Annotated in this window: 12 protein-coding genes; 2 read left to right on the forward strand and 10 right to left on the reverse strand. The window is 70.4% G+C overall.

Translation table 11 applies throughout. The features are described from left to right. Positions 1-42: 42 nt before the first annotated feature. The 5 genes from ACWG52_RS10225 to ACWG52_RS10245 all read right to left on the reverse strand — a co-directional run bounded on the left by ACWG52_RS10225 (position 43) and on the right by ACWG52_RS10245 (position 5,126). Positions 43-1,752: a DUF4153 domain-containing protein gene (locus ACWG52_RS10225; RefSeq protein ID WP_389809831.1), complete on the reverse strand. Its 1,710-nt coding sequence runs from the start codon at positions 1,750-1,752 to the stop codon at positions 43-45. Between the two features lie 233 nt (positions 1,753-1,985). Continuing rightward, positions 1,986-2,903, reverse strand: a complete 918-nt coding sequence (locus ACWG52_RS10230; protein WP_453128515.1) for an ADP-ribosylglycohydrolase family protein — start codon at positions 2,901-2,903, stop codon at positions 1,986-1,988. An 11-nt stretch (positions 2,904-2,914) separates the two neighbouring features. Next, on the reverse strand, positions 2,915-3,574 hold the full coding sequence (locus ACWG52_RS10235) for a histidine phosphatase family protein (protein WP_389809836.1): 660 nt from the start codon (positions 3,572-3,574) through the stop codon (positions 2,915-2,917). A 74-nt stretch (positions 3,575-3,648) separates the two neighbouring features. Further along, a complete protein-coding gene (locus ACWG52_RS10240; RefSeq protein WP_030713338.1) occupies positions 3,649-4,254 on the reverse strand; it encodes a YdbC family protein in 606 nt (201 codons plus the stop codon). Positions 4,255-4,286: 32 nt separating this feature from the next. Next, positions 4,287-5,126, reverse strand: coding sequence for an arylamine N-acetyltransferase family protein (locus ACWG52_RS10245; protein WP_389809840.1), 840 nt, complete (start codon positions 5,124-5,126; stop codon positions 4,287-4,289). Between the two features lie 95 nt (positions 5,127-5,221). On the opposite strand from ACWG52_RS10245, the gene ACWG52_RS10250 reads away from it, so the two are divergent. Beyond that, positions 5,222-6,181: a DUF1152 domain-containing protein gene (locus tag ACWG52_RS10250; protein WP_389809843.1), complete on the forward strand. Its 960-nt coding sequence runs from the start codon at positions 5,222-5,224 to the stop codon at positions 6,179-6,181. 29 nt (positions 6,182-6,210) lie between these two features. Here ACWG52_RS10250 and ACWG52_RS10255 read toward each other — a convergent pair whose 3' ends face one another. From ACWG52_RS10255 to nrdR, 3 genes are all read right to left on the reverse strand, one after another. Further along, positions 6,211-6,336 (reverse strand): hypothetical protein, encoded by a 126-nt coding sequence (locus ACWG52_RS10255; protein ID WP_453128519.1) that lies wholly within the window; start codon positions 6,334-6,336, stop codon positions 6,211-6,213. A gap of 159 nt (positions 6,337-6,495) precedes the next feature. Beyond that, the gene (locus ACWG52_RS10260) at positions 6,496-9,384 is read right to left on the reverse strand and encodes a vitamin B12-dependent ribonucleotide reductase (protein ID WP_389809849.1); all 2,889 of its coding nucleotides are present in this window, start codon (positions 9,382-9,384) and stop codon (positions 6,496-6,498) included. 144 nt (positions 9,385-9,528) lie between these two features. Next, on the reverse strand, positions 9,529-10,041 hold the full coding sequence (gene nrdR, locus ACWG52_RS10265; RefSeq protein WP_030713347.1) for a transcriptional regulator NrdR: 513 nt from the start codon (positions 10,039-10,041) through the stop codon (positions 9,529-9,531). A 469-nt stretch (positions 10,042-10,510) separates the two neighbouring features. On the opposite strand from nrdR, the gene lexA reads away from it, so the two are divergent. After that, the gene (gene lexA / locus ACWG52_RS10270) at positions 10,511-11,305 is read left to right on the forward strand and encodes a transcriptional repressor LexA (protein ID WP_030713361.1); all 795 of its coding nucleotides are present in this window, start codon (positions 10,511-10,513) and stop codon (positions 11,303-11,305) included. Between the two features lie 154 nt (positions 11,306-11,459). Here lexA and ACWG52_RS10275 read toward each other — a convergent pair whose 3' ends face one another. Next, a complete protein-coding gene (locus ACWG52_RS10275; RefSeq protein ID WP_453128521.1) occupies positions 11,460-13,430 on the reverse strand; it encodes an ATP-dependent DNA helicase in 1,971 nt (656 codons plus the stop codon). Between the two features lie 52 nt (positions 13,431-13,482). Continuing rightward, positions 13,483-15,366, reverse strand: coding sequence for an IucA/IucC family protein (locus ACWG52_RS10280; RefSeq protein ID WP_390139715.1), 1,884 nt, complete (start codon positions 15,364-15,366; stop codon positions 13,483-13,485). Positions 15,367-15,443 lie beyond the last annotated feature (77 nt).

Raw genomic sequence — 15,443 nt, forward strand, 5'->3', positions numbered from 1 at the left:
CCCGGCCCCGTACGCGCCGTCCCGGATCCTGCGGTGCGAGACCTAGTACTCGACGCGGCTGCCGAAGGCGCCCAGGCGCGAGCAGACCTCGTACGAGGCGGTCACCGGACGGTCCCGCAGGATCTGCCGGGCCCGGTACTCGCCCCAGCTCATCGCGTACCAGGGGACGTCCCCGGCGTCGGCCAGCTCGTCGTTGATCCCGCGCAGGGCGCAGGACCGCTGCGGCTCGGGCAGCCGGTCCAGGCCGGGAACGGCGTCCGCCGACAGGGACTGGAAGTAGGAGAGGTCGATCTTCGCGTTCTCCTCGAAGCGGGCCACGTTGCGCTCGGCGACCATCCCGTCCGGGGAGAGCAGGCCGAAGGCCAGAACGGCCGCGGCCGCACTGCCCGCGAAGGCGCGCGCCGGCCAGCGTCCGCCGAACAGCCCGGCCGCCATGATCAGTACGATGACCAGCCCGAGCCACAGCTCCATCGCGGCCACCGACACACGCAGCCTGGTCAGCCCGTACGCCTCCACGTAGAGGTCCATCCGGCGCAGCGCGGAGGCGACGACGACCAGGGTCAGCGCGCACAGCACCCCGAGGACGATCCGGACGAAGCGGCGGTCGCCCGCTCCGGAGCGCGGGGCCCAGCGCAGGGCGAGCGCGATCACGACGAGGGTGAGCAGGGTGGCCCAGAGCAGTTGCCAGAAGCCCTCCTGGGCGTATTCGGCGTAGGTCAGGTCGGTGCTCTTGAGGACCTTGTCGTAACCGCCGAACAGGACGGCCAGCTGTACGGCGTTGAAGCCGGCGAAGAGCAGGTTGAGCACGACGAGCGGAAGGGCCCATTCGACACGGGAACGCGGCTTGCCCGGAGCCACCTTGATCCGGTCCCAGCGCAGCGGGGCCGCGGCGGTGCGGGCCGCGGCGAGCGCGAGGATCGCGCCGAGGAGGAAGAGCATGAACCGGACGGGCCCGTCCTCGACGGACACGTCGGGCATCAGGTCGCCCAGCAGATCGGCGAAGGCGGCGTCGGCGGAGGCGAACAGCGCGCCGAAGAGGAGCAGCAGGACGGCGGCCACCACGGTCGCCTTGGCGATGGGCAACCAGCGGTCCTTGTTGCCGCCGCCCCGTGTGCGCAAGCCCTTCAACAGCCAGCCGACCCCGGACACGGCGGCGTCGAGGAACCCGAGCGGGCTGAGCAGGACGCCGGGCCAGGTGCGGCTGCCGTGCAGGGCCAGTGCGCCCAGCAGGACGGCGGACAGGATCGCCAGCGTGGCCGGCCAGGCGGAGTCACGCAGGGCCGGGACCGCGAGCAGGGCTATACAGCCGATCACCCAGGCCACGGTCCAGGGTCGGGCGCCGCGCCGGGCCTCACGGGCGGCGACGTAGGCCGCGACGACGGCGGGCACCACCGCGAGCAGCAGACCCGGACCCATGCCGTCGCCGAGCAGCAGCGCGGTGGCGAGTCCGGAGGCGAGGACGGCGACAAGGGTCGCGGTCCGGATGGGGGCGGCCTCGGCGGGGCGCACCAGTGTGGCCCAGGAGGGCGAGGTCGAACGCTGCTGTACCTGCCAGGGGTTCGGCGGCGCCGCGCCGAACTGCACGCCCGGGGGCGGGCCGGCCGCGCCGGTGTGTCTGCCGTCGGCCTGGTTCGGCCTCGCCGGCGGAGCTCCGGCCGGGTTCGGCTTCGCCGGCGAACTCCCGGCCGTGGCCTGTGCGTCGGCCGCGCCCTCGGTCCGGGCTTCGTCCGCCCCGCCCGTGTTCTCTGACATCAGGTTCCCTCCCCTGTCGGCCGCCCCGGAGTTCAGGGTGGGGCGGCGATGCGGACAGGGTAGGCCGACGCGATGCAGTTTTGAACAGGATCAAAAGAGTGCTGTGGCAGGACCGTGACAATCGGAGCGGGATATTTCACGGGCGCCGGACGTAGGTGAGTTCGCGAACGAGGCCGAGGCACCGCTAGGCCGCCAACTCCCCCGGTGGCCTCTCCGATCGGGCCGCGGGCGCGTCAGCCCGCGGCGACCTCCGGCAGCCAGGCCGGCAGGGCCTCGGTACGCGCCAGCCACGCGGCGGGCAGTGCGGCGTCCCCGCGCGCTCCCAGCACCCCGCCGACGATCGCGCAGGTCGTGTCGACGTCGCCACCCACCTGCGCGGTGGTCCAGAACGCGTTCTCGTAGTCGTCCAGCGCCCGCGCCGCCGACCACAGGGCGAAGGGCACGGTGTCGTGCGCGCTCGTGCGCCGCCCGCAGCCCAGGACCGCCGCGACCGTGGTGGCGTCGCCGTAGTCCAGCATGTCCCGCGCACGCCGCAGCCCGGCGCCCACCGCGCTGCGCGGCACCAATGCGATCACCCCGTCCAGCAGGTCGGAGGCCTTCGGCGGGGCGTCGGTGCTCGCGGCGATGGCCGCGGCCGCGGCGACCGCCATCGCCCCGCACACGGCCTCGCGGTGCTGGTGGGTGGTGTAGGCGGAGATCTCCGCCTGGTGGGTGGCCTGCTCCGGGTCGTCGGCGTACCAGGCACCCAGCGGTGCGATCCGCATGGCGGCGCCGTTGCCCCACGAGCCCTGCCCGTTGAAGAGTTCGGCGGCCAGCGTGCGCCAGTCCTCGCCTTCCCGCACCAGTCGCAGCATCCGGTTCACCGCCGGCCCGTAGCCGCGGTCGAAGTCGTGGTGGTGGGCGAAGGAACTCGCGAGCGCGTCCTGGTCGATCCGCCCGTGCTCGGCCAGCACCGCCACCACCGAGCAGGCCATCTCGGTGTCGTCGGTCCACTGCCACGCCTCGGCGCCGGTGGGCAGCTCGCGCCGCTTGAGCAGTGGGTAGTTCACGGGGACGAAGTACTGGGAGCCGAGGGCGTCACCCAGCGCCAGCCCTCGGAGGCTGGCCATGGCGCGCGCGTAGCGCCGTTCGGGAGTGGAATCAGGCGTCATCGCGGGCCACTCTAGCCGTCCAGGTCATAAGGCTCGGGTGTGGTCCACCGCTCAAACGGGCGGTCCATCCGGTACCGGCCGTCCGGTCCGAGCAGGAGCACCCGGAATTCGCCGTTGCCCGGATTGGACAGGGCCTCGAATTCGGCCACGGACCAGTGGAACCAGCGCATGCAGAACAGCCGCATCGTCAGCCCGTGCGTCACCAGCAGCACGTTCTGGGGATGGTCGGGGGCCTCGAAGCTGCGGTAGAGGCTCTCCAGGAAGGACCCGACCCTGTCGTACACGTCGGCCCCCGACTCGCCCTGCGCGAACCGGTAGAAGAAGTGCCCGTACGCGTCCCGGTACGCCTTCTGCAGCCGTACGTCGTTCCGGTCCTGCCAGTTCCCCCAGTCCTGCTCGCGCAGGCGCGGCTCCTCGCGCATCCGCACCCGGGTCGGGTCCAGCCGGAGCTCACGGAAGGTCTGCAGGGTGCGGCGGTACGGGGAGACGTACGCGCTGATCGTCTCGGTGCCGAAGAGCTCGCGCAGCCGGACTCCGGCCGTCGCCGCTTGCTCGCGTCCGGTGGGGGTCAGCCGCAGTGCGTGGTCGGGCTCCCGCTCGTACACGGAGTCGTCGGCGTTCCCCTCCGATTCCCCGTGTCGGACAAGGACGATGCGCCGTGGTCGAACCATCCCATAACCCTATTCGTCCCCCGGGCGGCCCGCCGTTCGGGCACGCCGAGCGGACGGCGGCGGTCATCGTACGGTCATACCGTCCATGAGGGTTCGAGGTCGACGACATCGCCGGTGAGGGCCTCGACGTCGGCCTGGATCTGGGCGCGCAGGGAGAGCCGCTCGACCCGCTCCTGCCGGTACTTGCCGTGCTCGGCGGCGGCGTGCCACATCGAGAGCACCAGGAACTCCCGACCCGGGGCCTCTCCGAAGAGGCCCCGGATCATGCCGGGCGAGCCCGCCATCGCCGGATTCCACACCTTCTCCTGCATGAGGGCGAAGTGGTCGACCCGCCCCTCCCTGACCCGGGTGTGCGCGACCCGGACGACGTCGGCGTCGGTGAAGCGCGGCTCGAAGCCGGTCTTCACGTCGAAGCGGTGGTCGAAGAGGGTGACCCGCAGATCGGTGTAGGTGCCGTTCTGGGAGGCGGCCAGCCGGTCGTGCGAGCGGGCCATGAAGGAGTCGTAGAAGGACCGGCTCTCCCAGAACGCGAAGACATGCGCGACCCCCTGCCGGCCCCGGCTCCAGCCGCCGCCCTGCCCCCGGAATCCCGGCTCGCCCGGCAGCCCCGCCCATTTTCGCTGCCCGCGCTCGAACCCGCGTCGGTCCGTCACCGTGCAGCGAATCCACTTGACCAGCACGGCGCCATCGTACGGGCCAGGCGGGGCCCCGGTCAGTCCTCGGCGCGGTGGATCCGTACCAGTTCCGCCGCATCCCGATCGGGCAGCCGAAGCCCGAACTCCCGGTCGAGCACGGCGAGCAGCTCGTCCGGGCCGATGATCTCCTGCTCGACGCGGCCGTCGGGGTGCAGTCGGGTGAGTTCCCGCCCGACGAGCGCCTGGCGGACGCCGTCGCCCGGCCGCTGGACGATCAGCCGCCCGGTGAAGGAGGAGGCGGGATGGCTGGAGCTGTAGTGGTTGAGCACGACGTAGTCGACCGGGTGGTAGTGCTGCGGGGAGAAGGCGTACAGGTCGCGCCAGGTGTCGCCGCGCAGCAGGCACAGCACGAGGACGCCGTCCTCCTCCTCGCGGACGCGGTACGTCCACTCGCCCTGCCGCACCTCGGTGCCCGGACGCGCCAGCGGCACCGGTTCCCGAGGTCCCTGGAAGCCGAACCCCGCGTCGCACAGCCATGGTTCACCCGCGACGGTGACGACGAGGACGGCGTGTGTCACGGCGAGGACGGAGTCGCCTCGGGTCCGGTTCCGGGCACCGCGTCCGGAGACCTCGAACCCGATCCGCTCCAAGGCGGCGGCCAGGAGCGAGTTCTGCTCGTAGCAGTAGCCTCCGCGGCGGGCGTGCACGAGCTTTCCCTCGATCGCCTTGAGGTCCAGTGCGACGGGGCGGCCGAGCAGGACGTCCAGACTCTCGAAGGTCATGGCGGCGGTGTGGGCGCGGTGCACTGCGTACAACGTGCGGAGGTCCGGCCGGAGTTCCCCGGACGCCTCCCGTTCCTCCTGATATCCGATCCGCTCCAGATACGCGTCCAGGTCCAGCTCGTCACCGCTCCACATGACCGACCATCTCCCCGTTCCCCCGCCACGTCGGCCGTCGTACCGCCGCGAAATCCACAGGCGCGCGGTCCTGCGCTCCCCGCACAATGATCACCATGACGGCCCTGCACTCCAACCCGCTCTTCGACCGCCTCGCCGACGCCGAGAGCATCCTGGTCACAGGTGCGGGCGGCGGCTTCGACATCTACGCCGGTCTCCCCGTCGCCCTGTCCCTCATGCACCAGGGCAAGCGGGTCCAGTTGGCGAACCTCTCCTTCAGCACCCTCGCCGGCCTGCCCACCGAGGCGTGGGTGGCTCCCGACCTCGCCGCCGTCACCCCCGACTCCGCACCCCACCTGTCCTACTTCCCCGAGCGGACCCTTGCCCAGTGGCTGGCGATCCACGGCTATCCGGACACCGTGTACGCCTTCCCCCAGACCGGGGTGCAGCCGTTGCGCGCCGCCTACCGCGCGCTGGTCGACCTCCACCGCATCGACGCGATCGTCCTGGTCGACGGCGGCACGGACATCCTGATGCGGGGCGACGAGGCGGGCCTCGGGACCCCCGAGGAGGACCTCACCAGCGTGGCCGCCTTGGCCGCTCTGGAGGACGTACCGGAACGTCTCGTCGTGTCGGTGGGCTTCGGCGTGGACGCGTACCACGGGGTCAGTCACGGCCTGGTGCTGGAGAACATCGCGGCGCTGGAGCGCGCGGGCGCCTACCTCGGCGCGTTCTCCATACCGCGCGCCACCAGGGAGGGCGCGCTCTTCCTCGACGCGGTGGCCCACGCCCAGGACCGGACGCCGGACCGGCCCAGCATCGTGAACGGCTCGATCGCCGCGGCGGTCCGGGGCTCCTTCGGCGACGTGCAGTTCACCAGCCGCACGCGGGGCAGCGAGCTGTTCGTGAACCCGCTGATGTCCCTGTGCTTCGCCTTCGACCTGCCGGGCCTGGCTGCGCGCTGCCTCTATCTGGACCGCATCGAGGACACCCACCTGATGCGCCAGGTCCACTCCCGGATCGCCGAGTTCCGCGAGGAGCTGGTCACCCGCCCCTCCCGCCGCATCCCCCACTGACGCGCCCGCTCACGTACGTCCCCCCACGGTCACAGACCGAGCAGCTCCGCGAGGGTGCCGCCCAGCACGCGATCGCGCACCGTGCCCGGGCTGGTGACACGTTCGACGGCTCGCTGCGTCCGTGCCCGGGAGTGCTGGAGAAGCTCCGCACCCACCTCGGTCGGCTCGACCGGCGCGCGGACGAGCCGGCCCGGGCATGCGAGGTCTGAGGCGCGCGGTGCGAACACGGCGTCGGCGAAACGCCGGATGGGGTGTCCGCGTCACCGCGAACACCCCACCTGAACAGCTATCTCATGCCCGTGCGGGCATCACGGTCAGCTGCAGCCGCTCGTCGAGCCGCAGCCCTCGCAGATGTAGCAGGAGCCGGCGCGCTGCATCTTCGTACCGCAGGAGAAGCAGAGCGGGGCGTCGGCGGAGACGCCGAGCTGCATCTCGACCAGTTCCGCGCTGCTGTGCGCCGTCTTCGGGGACGGGACGGAGGCGGTCACGACCGGCTTCGGGGCCGACGGAACCGCGGCCAGCGGGGCCGCCTGCATCAGGGACTCGGTGTCCAGCTCGTCCTCGAGCGGCTCGTAGGAGCCGGTGTCCAGGTGACGCTGGCGCTCCTCGGCGGTGTGGATGCCGAGGGCCGAGCGGGTCTCGAAGGGCAGGAAGTCCAGCGCCAGGCGGCGGAAGATGTAGTCGACGATCGACTGCGCCATCCGCACGTCCGGGTCGTCCGTCATGCCGGCCGGCTCGAAGCGCATGTTCGTGAACTTCGAGACGTACGTCTCGAGCGGAACGCCGTACTGCAGACCGACCGAGACGGCGATCGAGAAGGCGTCCATCATGCCCGCGAGGGTCGAGCCCTGCTTGGACATCTTCAGGAAGACCTCGCCCAGGCCGTCGTCCGGGTAGGAGTTCGCCGTCATGTAGCCCTCGGCGCCGCCGACCGTGAAGGAGGTGGTGATGCCCGGGCGGCCCTTGGGGAGACGCTTGCGGACGGGGCGGTACTCGATGACCTTCTCGACGGTGGCGCGGATGGTCTCCTCCGCCTTGGCGGTGACCTCTTCCTTCTCCTGCTCCTTCTTCTTCGCGGAGAGGGGCTGGCCGACCTTGCAGTTGTCGCGGTAGATCGCGAGCGCCTTGACGCCCATCTTCCACGCCTCGAAGTAGATCTCCTCGATCTCCTCGACGGTCGCCGTCTCCGGCATGTTGACCGTCTTCGAGATCGCGCCGGAGATCCACGGCTGGATCGCGGCCATCATGCGGACGTGGCCCATCGCGGAGATGGAGCGCTCGCCCATGGCGCAGTCGAACACCGAGTAGTGCTCGGCCTTCAGGCCCGGGGCGTCGACGACCACACCGTGCTCGGCGATGTGCGAGACGATCGCCTCGATCTGCTCCTCCTGGTAACCCAGGCGGCGCAGGGCCTGCGGGACGGTGCCGTTGACGATCTGCATCGAGCCGCCGCCGACGAGCTTCTTGAACTTGACCAGGGCCAGGTCCGGCTCGACACCGGTGGTGTCGCAGGACATCGCGAGACCGATGGTGCCGGTCGGCGCGAGGACGGAGGCCTGGGAGTTGCGGAAGCCGTTCTTCTCGCCGAGGCGCAGCACGTCCTGCCATGCCTCGGTGGCCGCGGCCCAGATGCTGTTGTCCAGGTCCTCGGTGCGCGGCGCGACGGCGTTGGCGTCGGCGTGCTGCTTCATGACGCGCTTGTGGGACTCGGCGTTGCGGGCGTAGCCGTCGTACGGACCGACGACGGCGGCCAGCTCGGCGGAGCGCTTGTACGCGGTACCGGTCATCAGCGAGGTGATCGACGCGGCGAGGGTGCGGCCGCCGTCGGAGTCGTACGCGTGGCCGGTGGCCATCAGCAGGGCGCCGAGGTTGGCGTAGCCGATGCCCAGCTGGCGGAAGGCGCGGGTGTTGTCGCCGATCTTCTGCGTCGGGAAGTCCGCGAAGCAGATGGAGATGTCCATCGCGGTGATGACGAGCTCGACGACCTTGGCGAAGCGCTCGGCGTCGAAGGACTGGTTGCCCTTGCCGTCGTCGTTCAGGAACTTCATCAGGTTGAGCGAGGCGAGGTTGCAGGACGTGTTGTCCAGGTGCATGTACTCGCTGCACGGGTTGGACGCGGTGATGCGGCCGGACTCGGGGCAGGTGTGCCAGTTGTTGATCACACCGTCGTACTGGATGCCCGGGTCGGCGCAGGCCCACGCGGCCTCGGCGAGCTTGCGGAAGAGCGCCTTGGCGTCGACCTTCTCGATGACCTCACCGGTCATCCGGGCCCGCAGGCCGAACTGGGTGCCGTTCTCGACGGCCGTCATGAACTCGTCGTTCACGCGGACGGAGTTGTTGGCGTTCTGGTACTGGACGGACGTGATGTCGTCGCCGCCCAGGTCCATGTCGAAGCCCGCGTCGCGCAGGGCACGGATCTTCTCCTCCTCCTTCACCTTGGTCTCGATGAAGGCCTCGACGTCCGGGTGGTCGACGTCCAGGACGACCATCTTGGCCGCGCGGCGGGTGGCGCCACCGGACTTGATCGTTCCTGCGGACGCGTCGGCGCCTCGCATGAAGGAGACCGGGCCGGAGGCGTTGCCGCCGGAGGAGAGGAGCTCCTTGGAGGAGCGGATGCGGGAGAGGTTCAGGCCGGCGCCGGAGCCGCCCTTGAAGATCATGCCCTCTTCCTTGTACCAGTCGAGGATCGACTCCATGGAGTCGTCGACGGCCAGGATGAAGCAGGCGGAGACCTGCTGCGGCTGGGGCGTACCGACGTTGAACCACACCGGGGAGTTGAAGCTGAAGATCTGGTGGAGCAGGGCGTAGGTCAGCTCGTGCTCGAAGATTTCCGCGTCGGCGGGCGAGGAGAAGTAGTCGAAGTCCTCGCCGGCCTTCGTGTACGTCTTCACGATCCGGTCGATGAGCTGCTTGAGACCGGTCTCGCGCTGCGGGGTGCCGACGGCGCCGCGGAAGTACTTGCTGGTGACGATGTTGACCGCGTTCACCGACCAGAAGTCGGGGAACTCCACGCCACGCTGCTCGAAGTTGACCGAGCCGTCGCGCCAGTTGGTCATGACGACGTCACGGCGTTCCCAGCTCACCTCGTCGTAAGGGTGCACGCCCGGGGTGGTGTGGATGCGCTCGATACGCAGGCCGCCCTTGGCAGCCTTGGTCCCCTTGGCGCGGGAACCACGTGCCGAGCCGCTCGCCGTCTCTGTCATGCCGCTTCCTCCCATATGCGGGCAAAAACGCCCTAAAGTGCCATCGATATTCCGCGGCACGATGCTGTGTCTTGTATCTACGTCTCTTCGCCTGGCCGAGCGGCCGTGTCACGACGCGTGAGCGCCGCGGCACGGGTGGTCCGATCAGTCGGCGGCGGAGGCGGGCACGGGGACCTGGGCGGTCCTCCCGAGCTCGCACTCTTCAGGATGAGACCGCGGAACGCGGAGTTCCGCGATAGCGGTCTCGAAGTCTTCAAGGGTGTCGAAAGCTTTGTAGACGGAGGCGAACCGCAGGTACGCGACCAGGTCGAGCTCCTGCAACGGGCCGAGTATGGCCAGACCCACGTCGTGGGTGGTCAGCTCGGCGCTCCCGGTGGCGCGCAGCGCCTCCTCGACCCGCTGGCCGAGCTTGGCGAGGGCGTCCTCGGTGACCGGCCGCCCCTGGCACGCCTTGCGCACGCCGGAGATGACCTTGGTACGGCTGAAGGGTTCCGTCACCCCGCTGCGCTTGATCACCATCAGCGAGGCCGTCTCCACCGTCGTGAAGCGACGGGAGCAGTCGGGGCACTGACGGCGCCTGCGGATCGACGTGCCGTCGTCCGTGGTGCGACTGTCGACGACGCGGCTGTCGGGGTGCCTGCAGAAGGGGCAGTGCATGGTTCCCTCACCCTCCCTTTTGGCACGACCGAATCACCCCATGGAGCCCCTCAACGACGGAGACGGACTCTGTCGGGGGCTCGTGGAGCAGCCACCAGCATATGCGATGCCGGCCCCCTCGGAAGACCCGAGGACCACAACCTCTGGGTGGCAGCGCTCATCCAACCACTAGATCTTGGGTTGCGGCGGATTTGCGCGACTCCGCGTGTCGCGGTGTCCGTTGGGCGGACACGAGGTCTCGCGGTGCCACACTGGGCACAGGCCCGGAAGGTGGCGATCCGACCGGGAAGGGTACCGTAAGCGGCGGATGTCGAGCCGAACCCGCGTTCGGCGAACCGATCGTCCATACACCTCTTGAAATGCCCACGCTGGACGATCTGCGATTTTTCACTCGAACGTGTGTTTGGCGCAACCTTTCGAAAGCTACTACCGTTGTCCAGCTAGGGAGAACATTTCGAGAGGGGCCGACGTGACCACCACCGCAGACAGTGCCGCCATCACTGCCCAGAACCGCTCCCAGAGCCGACTCGAGCCGGTGCATGCCATGAACGACGCAAACCTGAACCCGGATGCGGAGCCCGTAGTACGCCCCGCACGCTCGCTGCCAGGTCGCCCTCCAGGCATCCGCGCCGACAGCTCCGGGCTCACGGACCGGCAGCGGAGGGTCATCGAGGTCATTCGCGACTCCGTGCAGCGTCGGGGGTACCCGCCGTCGATGCGGGAGATCGGCCAGGCGGTCGGCCTGTCCAGCACCTCGTCGGTCGCACACCAGCTGATGGCCCTGGAACGCAAGGGCTTCCTTCGGCGTGACCCGCACCGCCCGAGGGCCTACGAGGTACGCGGCTCCGACCAGCCGAGCTCGCAGCCCACGGACACCACCGGCAAGCCCGCGGCCTCCTACGTTCCCCTGGTCGGCCGGATCGCGGCCGGCGGCCCGATCCTCGCCGAGGAGTCGGTCGAGGACGTCTTCCCGCTCCCCCGCCAGCTGGTCGGCGACGGCGAGCTCTTCGTCCTCAAGGTCGTCGGCGACTCGATGATCGAGGCCGCCATCTGCGACGGCGACTGGGTCACGGTGCGTCGCCAGCCGGTCGCGGAGAACGGCGACATCGTCGCCGCGATGCTCGACGGCGAAGCCACGGTCAAGCGTTTCAAGCGCGAGGACGGCCATGTCTGGCTCCTCCCGCACAACGCCGCCTACCAGCCCATTCCCGGCGACGAGGCGACCATCCTCGGCAAGGTCGTCGCGGTACTGCGTCGGGTCTGACCCCGCCGCCCCCATTCAGCCCCCGGGACCCACTGCGCCGGTTCCGGGGGTTGTTCATGCCCTGGAACCGGTGGGGCCGGCAGGTAGGACCGGCGGGCTCGCGGATCCGGCTGCTCCACGGAACAGTGGATCCGCGGAGCAGCCGAGCTGTGAACTACTTGCCGTCGGCCTTGGCCGTCGCGTCGATCGCCGCCAGGGAACGCCGGGCCTGATTGCGGTCCGTGGTGTACCAGAAGTCGGGCAGGGTGGCCCGCAGGAAGCTTCCGTACCGGGCTGTCGCCAGCCGGGGGTCCAGGACCGCGACGACACCCCGATCGCCCGAGGCCCGTACGAGACGGCCCGCGCCCTGAGCCATCAGCAGAGCGGCGTGCGTGGCCGCGACAGCCATGAAGCCGTTGCCGCCGTGCTCCTCGACCGACTTCTGTCGGGCACTCATCAGCGGGTCATCGGGGCGGGGGAAGGGGATCCGGTCCATGACCACGAGCTGGCAGCTGGGGCCGGGCACGTCCACGCCCTGCCAGAGCGACAGCGTCCCGAACAAACAGGTCTTCGGATCGGCGGCGAAGGACTTGATCAGCTCGCCGAGGGTTTCCTCGCCCTGGAGCAGGATCGGGTTGTCGAGCCGGCCGCGCAGCTCCTCGGCGGCCGCCTTGGCGCCGCGCATGGAAGAGAAGAGACCGAGGGTGCGGCCACCGGCCGCCTCGATCAGCTCGGCGAGCTCGTCCATCATGTCGCCGCGGGTTCCCTCGCGGCCCGGCGTGGCCAGGTGCTTGGCCACGTAGAGGATGCCCTGCTTGGGATAGTCGAAGGGCGAGCCGACATCGAGGCCGCGCCAGACGGGAACGTCGTCGCCCTCCACCCCCTCGGCGGACAGGCCCAAAGAGGCCGCGACACCGTTGAAGTCACCGCCCAGCTTGAGGGTGGCGGAGGTCAGGACCACGGAGCGGTCCTCGAACAGCTTCTCGCGCAACAGGCCGGACACCGACAGGGGGGCGACCCGGAGGGTGGCGCCGAAGCGGTCGTGGCGCTCGTACCAGACGACGTCGTACTCGGAGCCGTTGGTGATCCGCTCCGCCACCCCGTGGATGCTCTCCACGGCGGCGAGTGCCTGCTTGCGTACCGCGTCCTCGTCGTGGATGGACTTGTCCCGGGTCGCCCCGATCGCCGAGATCACATTGCGGGCGGAGTCCCGCAGGGACATCAGCGCGTAGCCGAGATCCTCGGGGATCTGCTCCAGCCGGCCGGGGAGGGCCAGCTCCATGACCCGTTCGAAGGTTTCGGAGGCGGTCTGGAGGGCGTCCGCGGTCTTCTCGTCGACCAGCTTGGCGGCACGCTTCACAGCCCGGTTGACCTGGCCCGGGGTGAGCTCGCCGGTGGCGACGCCGGTCACCCGGGAGACCAGCTCGTGCGCCTCGTCCACGATCAGCACCTCGTGCTGCGGCAGCACGGGCGCGCCCTCGATGGCGTCGATGGCGAGCAGGGCGTGGTTGGTGACGACCACGTCCGCGAGCTTGGCACGCTCACGGGCGGCCTCCGCGAAGCATTCGGCGCCGTACGCGCACTTCGTCGCGCCCAGGCACTCGCGGGAGGAGACCGAGATCTGCGACCAGGCCTTGTCCGAGACGCCCGGGGTCAGGTCGTCACGGTCCCCGGTCTCGGTCTCGTCCGCCCAGTCGCGCATGCGCAGCAGGTCCTGGCCCAGTTTGCTGGTGGGCGCGGCCGCCTCGAACTGGTCGAAGAGGCCGTCCTCCTCGTCCTGCGGAGCGCCCTCGTGCAGGCGGTGCAGGCAGAGGTAGTTGGACCGGCCCTTGAGCATGGCGAACTGCGGGCGGCGGCGCAGCTGCGGGTGCAGTGCCTCCACCGTCCGTGGCAGATCGCGCTCGACGAGCTGCCGCTGGAGGGCGAGGGTCGCCGTGGCGACGACCACACGCTCGCCGTGGGCGAGGGCCGGCACCAGGTAGCCGAGGGACTTACCGGTGCCGGTACCCGCCTGGATCAGGCGGTGGGAGTTGTCGTCGATCGCTTCGGCGACGGCTTCGGCCATGGCCACCTGGCCGGGGCGCTCCGTGCCGCCGACGGCGGAGACGGCGGCGTGCAGCAGGTCGGGGAGGGAGGGCTTCGTCATAGCACTGCCAACCCTACGGGGCCGCACCGACAGTGGGAGCCCCGGCGAGCAATCATGGCCGGTACAGGGGGTTGGGTACGGTGCCGTGCTGCACGGCGTGCGGGCGGTCGGGCCGGTCCCGGTAGCCGTCCTCGTACAGTCGGTTCCTGTTCAGGCAGAGCCGTCCGATGCGTTCGCCGAGCAGGTCGAAGAGCTCGTAGCGCTCCTTGAGCTCCGGGAAGCGCGCCTGGTGACGCAGGATCTCCGCCCGTACGAGGGACCAGAACTCGATCTCGGGGACGCCGAGGCCGTCCTCGCACAGGGCGGAGAGATAGCGGAAGACACCGACGAACAGCCCGGAGTGGATGAACTGGGGCAGGTAGTCGGCGGGCTCGGTGAGCAGCACCGCTCGGACCTCGTCGGGCAGGGCCTCCAGCTCGGGCAGCGGTTCGTCGGTGATGTTGACGTCGTCCACGAAGTCCTTGACCGCGAGCCGGACGGGGACGTCGTGCTCGTCGAAGATCACGATGGTGTTCTCGCCGTGCGGGGAGAAGACCGTGCCGTATCGGTAGAGGAAGTGGAGCAGCGGCGGCAGCAGGGCGGCGAAGAGGCGCTGCAGCCAGACGGTGGGGGTCAGCCCGGACCGGGCGACGAGTTCGGCGGTGAAGGACCGGCCGCGCGGATCGGTGTGGAGGAGGGAGGCGAGCGTGCGGGCACGCTCGCCGGGCGCCAGCAGGCCGGTGAGGGGTTCGCGCCAGATCGCGCCGAGGAGCTCCTTGTACTGGTACGGGACCTCGGGGAGCTCGTCGTAGACGGGGTGACGGACGGTGACGGAGGCGACCTCGCCGAGGAGGACGACCCGGCACTCGTCGCGGAGGAAGGGGTCGCCGTCACGGAGGGAGTGGATCCAGGCGGTGACGGCGGGGGCCGCGAGCGCGAGGTCGGACGGCAGTCCGCGCCAGACCATGGTGTTGAAGACGGAGAGCGGCAGTTTCACGCTGTGCCGGTCGGGGCGGCTGAGGTTGAGGAAGGTGCGGACGGACTGCTGCGGGAGTCGCACGTCGGGGTCGGCGGGGAGCGGTACCAGGGCTCCGGAGGCGAGCGCCGGGGCGAAGAGGGGGAGGACGACCTCGTCCCACTGCCAGGGGTGGACGGGGAGGTAGAGGTAATGCAGCGGGTCCAGGCCGCGGTCGCGCAGGCACCGGTCGAAGGTGGCCCGCGTGACGGGGCCGAGCTCGGCGGTGTAGAGGCGGGCGGGGTCCTCCAGACCCGCGGTCCCGCGGTAGGCGGCGAGCGAGGTGTGGGCGGCGAGCCAGGGCAGTCGCTGACGCGTGCGGGCCTCGGGCGCCCAGGCCGCGGTGTCGGAGGCGGAGAGTCCGATGCGGCCCTTGTTGGGGACGAGCCAGGGGTGCCCGGTCTGGTGACCTTCGAGGGCGGCGTAGTCGAGGTCGGCGAGGACGTCGGCGGTGAGTGCGGTGTGGTCGAGCCTGGCGTCGGCGGTGAGGGTGGCGCTGAGCTCACGGACGAGGTGACCGAGGGTGGGCCCGTCGAGGCCGAGGAGGGTACGGGCCCGGATGAGGAAGGCGTACGGGTCCCCGAAGGCGGTGGGGCTCCCGAGGCCGCCGGGCACGGTCGGTGAGGGCGACGCGGACGCCGGTGGGGTGAGGGTGATCGTGTCCGGGGTGACGTGCCAGCTGCCGTACGAGCGGCGGCGGGCGCGGAAGCCCAGGCTGCTGCCGTCGTCGAGGACCAGGGTCCAGGCGTCGCCGGCGGCGGCCGGTGCGGGGACGGGCCGGATGATCTCCTCGTAGGCGAATTCGCCGAGCATCTTGGCGAGCAGCCGGCGGGCGGCGAAGTCCCAGGTCGTGCGGTTGAGTTCGGGTGGTGTGCGGGGGTGCTGGGGCGATGGGGGCACGGCGGGTTCGGCCGTTTCGGGGGCTGCGGGAAAGTTCGGCACGGGGCTCCTCGGAGGTCGGGAACTTTGCTTCGTCACGCAGAGTTATCGAAGGGAGAGGTGCGAAGCTGCCGACGTCG

Source organism: Streptomyces sp. CLCI03 (assembly GCF_053615355.1).

Coding starts and splice junctions, on each gene's coding strand:
- ACWG52_RS10275 (WP_453128521.1), bottom strand. CDS start 13,430: ATGACGAAGCCCTCCCTCCCCGACCTGCTGCACGCCGCCGTCTCCGCC.
- ACWG52_RS10250 (WP_389809843.1), top strand. CDS start 5,222: ATGACGGCCCTGCACTCCAACCCGCTCTTCGACCGCCTCGCCGACGCC.
- ACWG52_RS10225 (WP_389809831.1), bottom strand. CDS start 1,752: ATGTCAGAGAACACGGGCGGGGCGGACGAAGCCCGGACCGAGGGCGCG.
- ACWG52_RS10245 (WP_389809840.1), bottom strand. CDS start 5,126: ATGTGGAGCGGTGACGAGCTGGACCTGGACGCGTATCTGGAGCGGATC.
- ACWG52_RS10235 (WP_389809836.1), bottom strand. CDS start 3,574: ATGGTTCGACCACGGCGCATCGTCCTTGTCCGACACGGGGAATCGGAG.
- ACWG52_RS10230 (WP_453128515.1), bottom strand. CDS start 2,903: ATGACGCCTGATTCCACTCCCGAACGGCGCTACGCGCGCGCCATGGCC.
- nrdR (WP_030713347.1), bottom strand. CDS start 10,041: ATGCACTGCCCCTTCTGCAGGCACCCCGACAGCCGCGTCGTCGACAGT.
- ACWG52_RS10260 (WP_389809849.1), bottom strand. CDS start 9,384: ATGACAGAGACGGCGAGCGGCTCGGCACGTGGTTCCCGCGCCAAGGGG.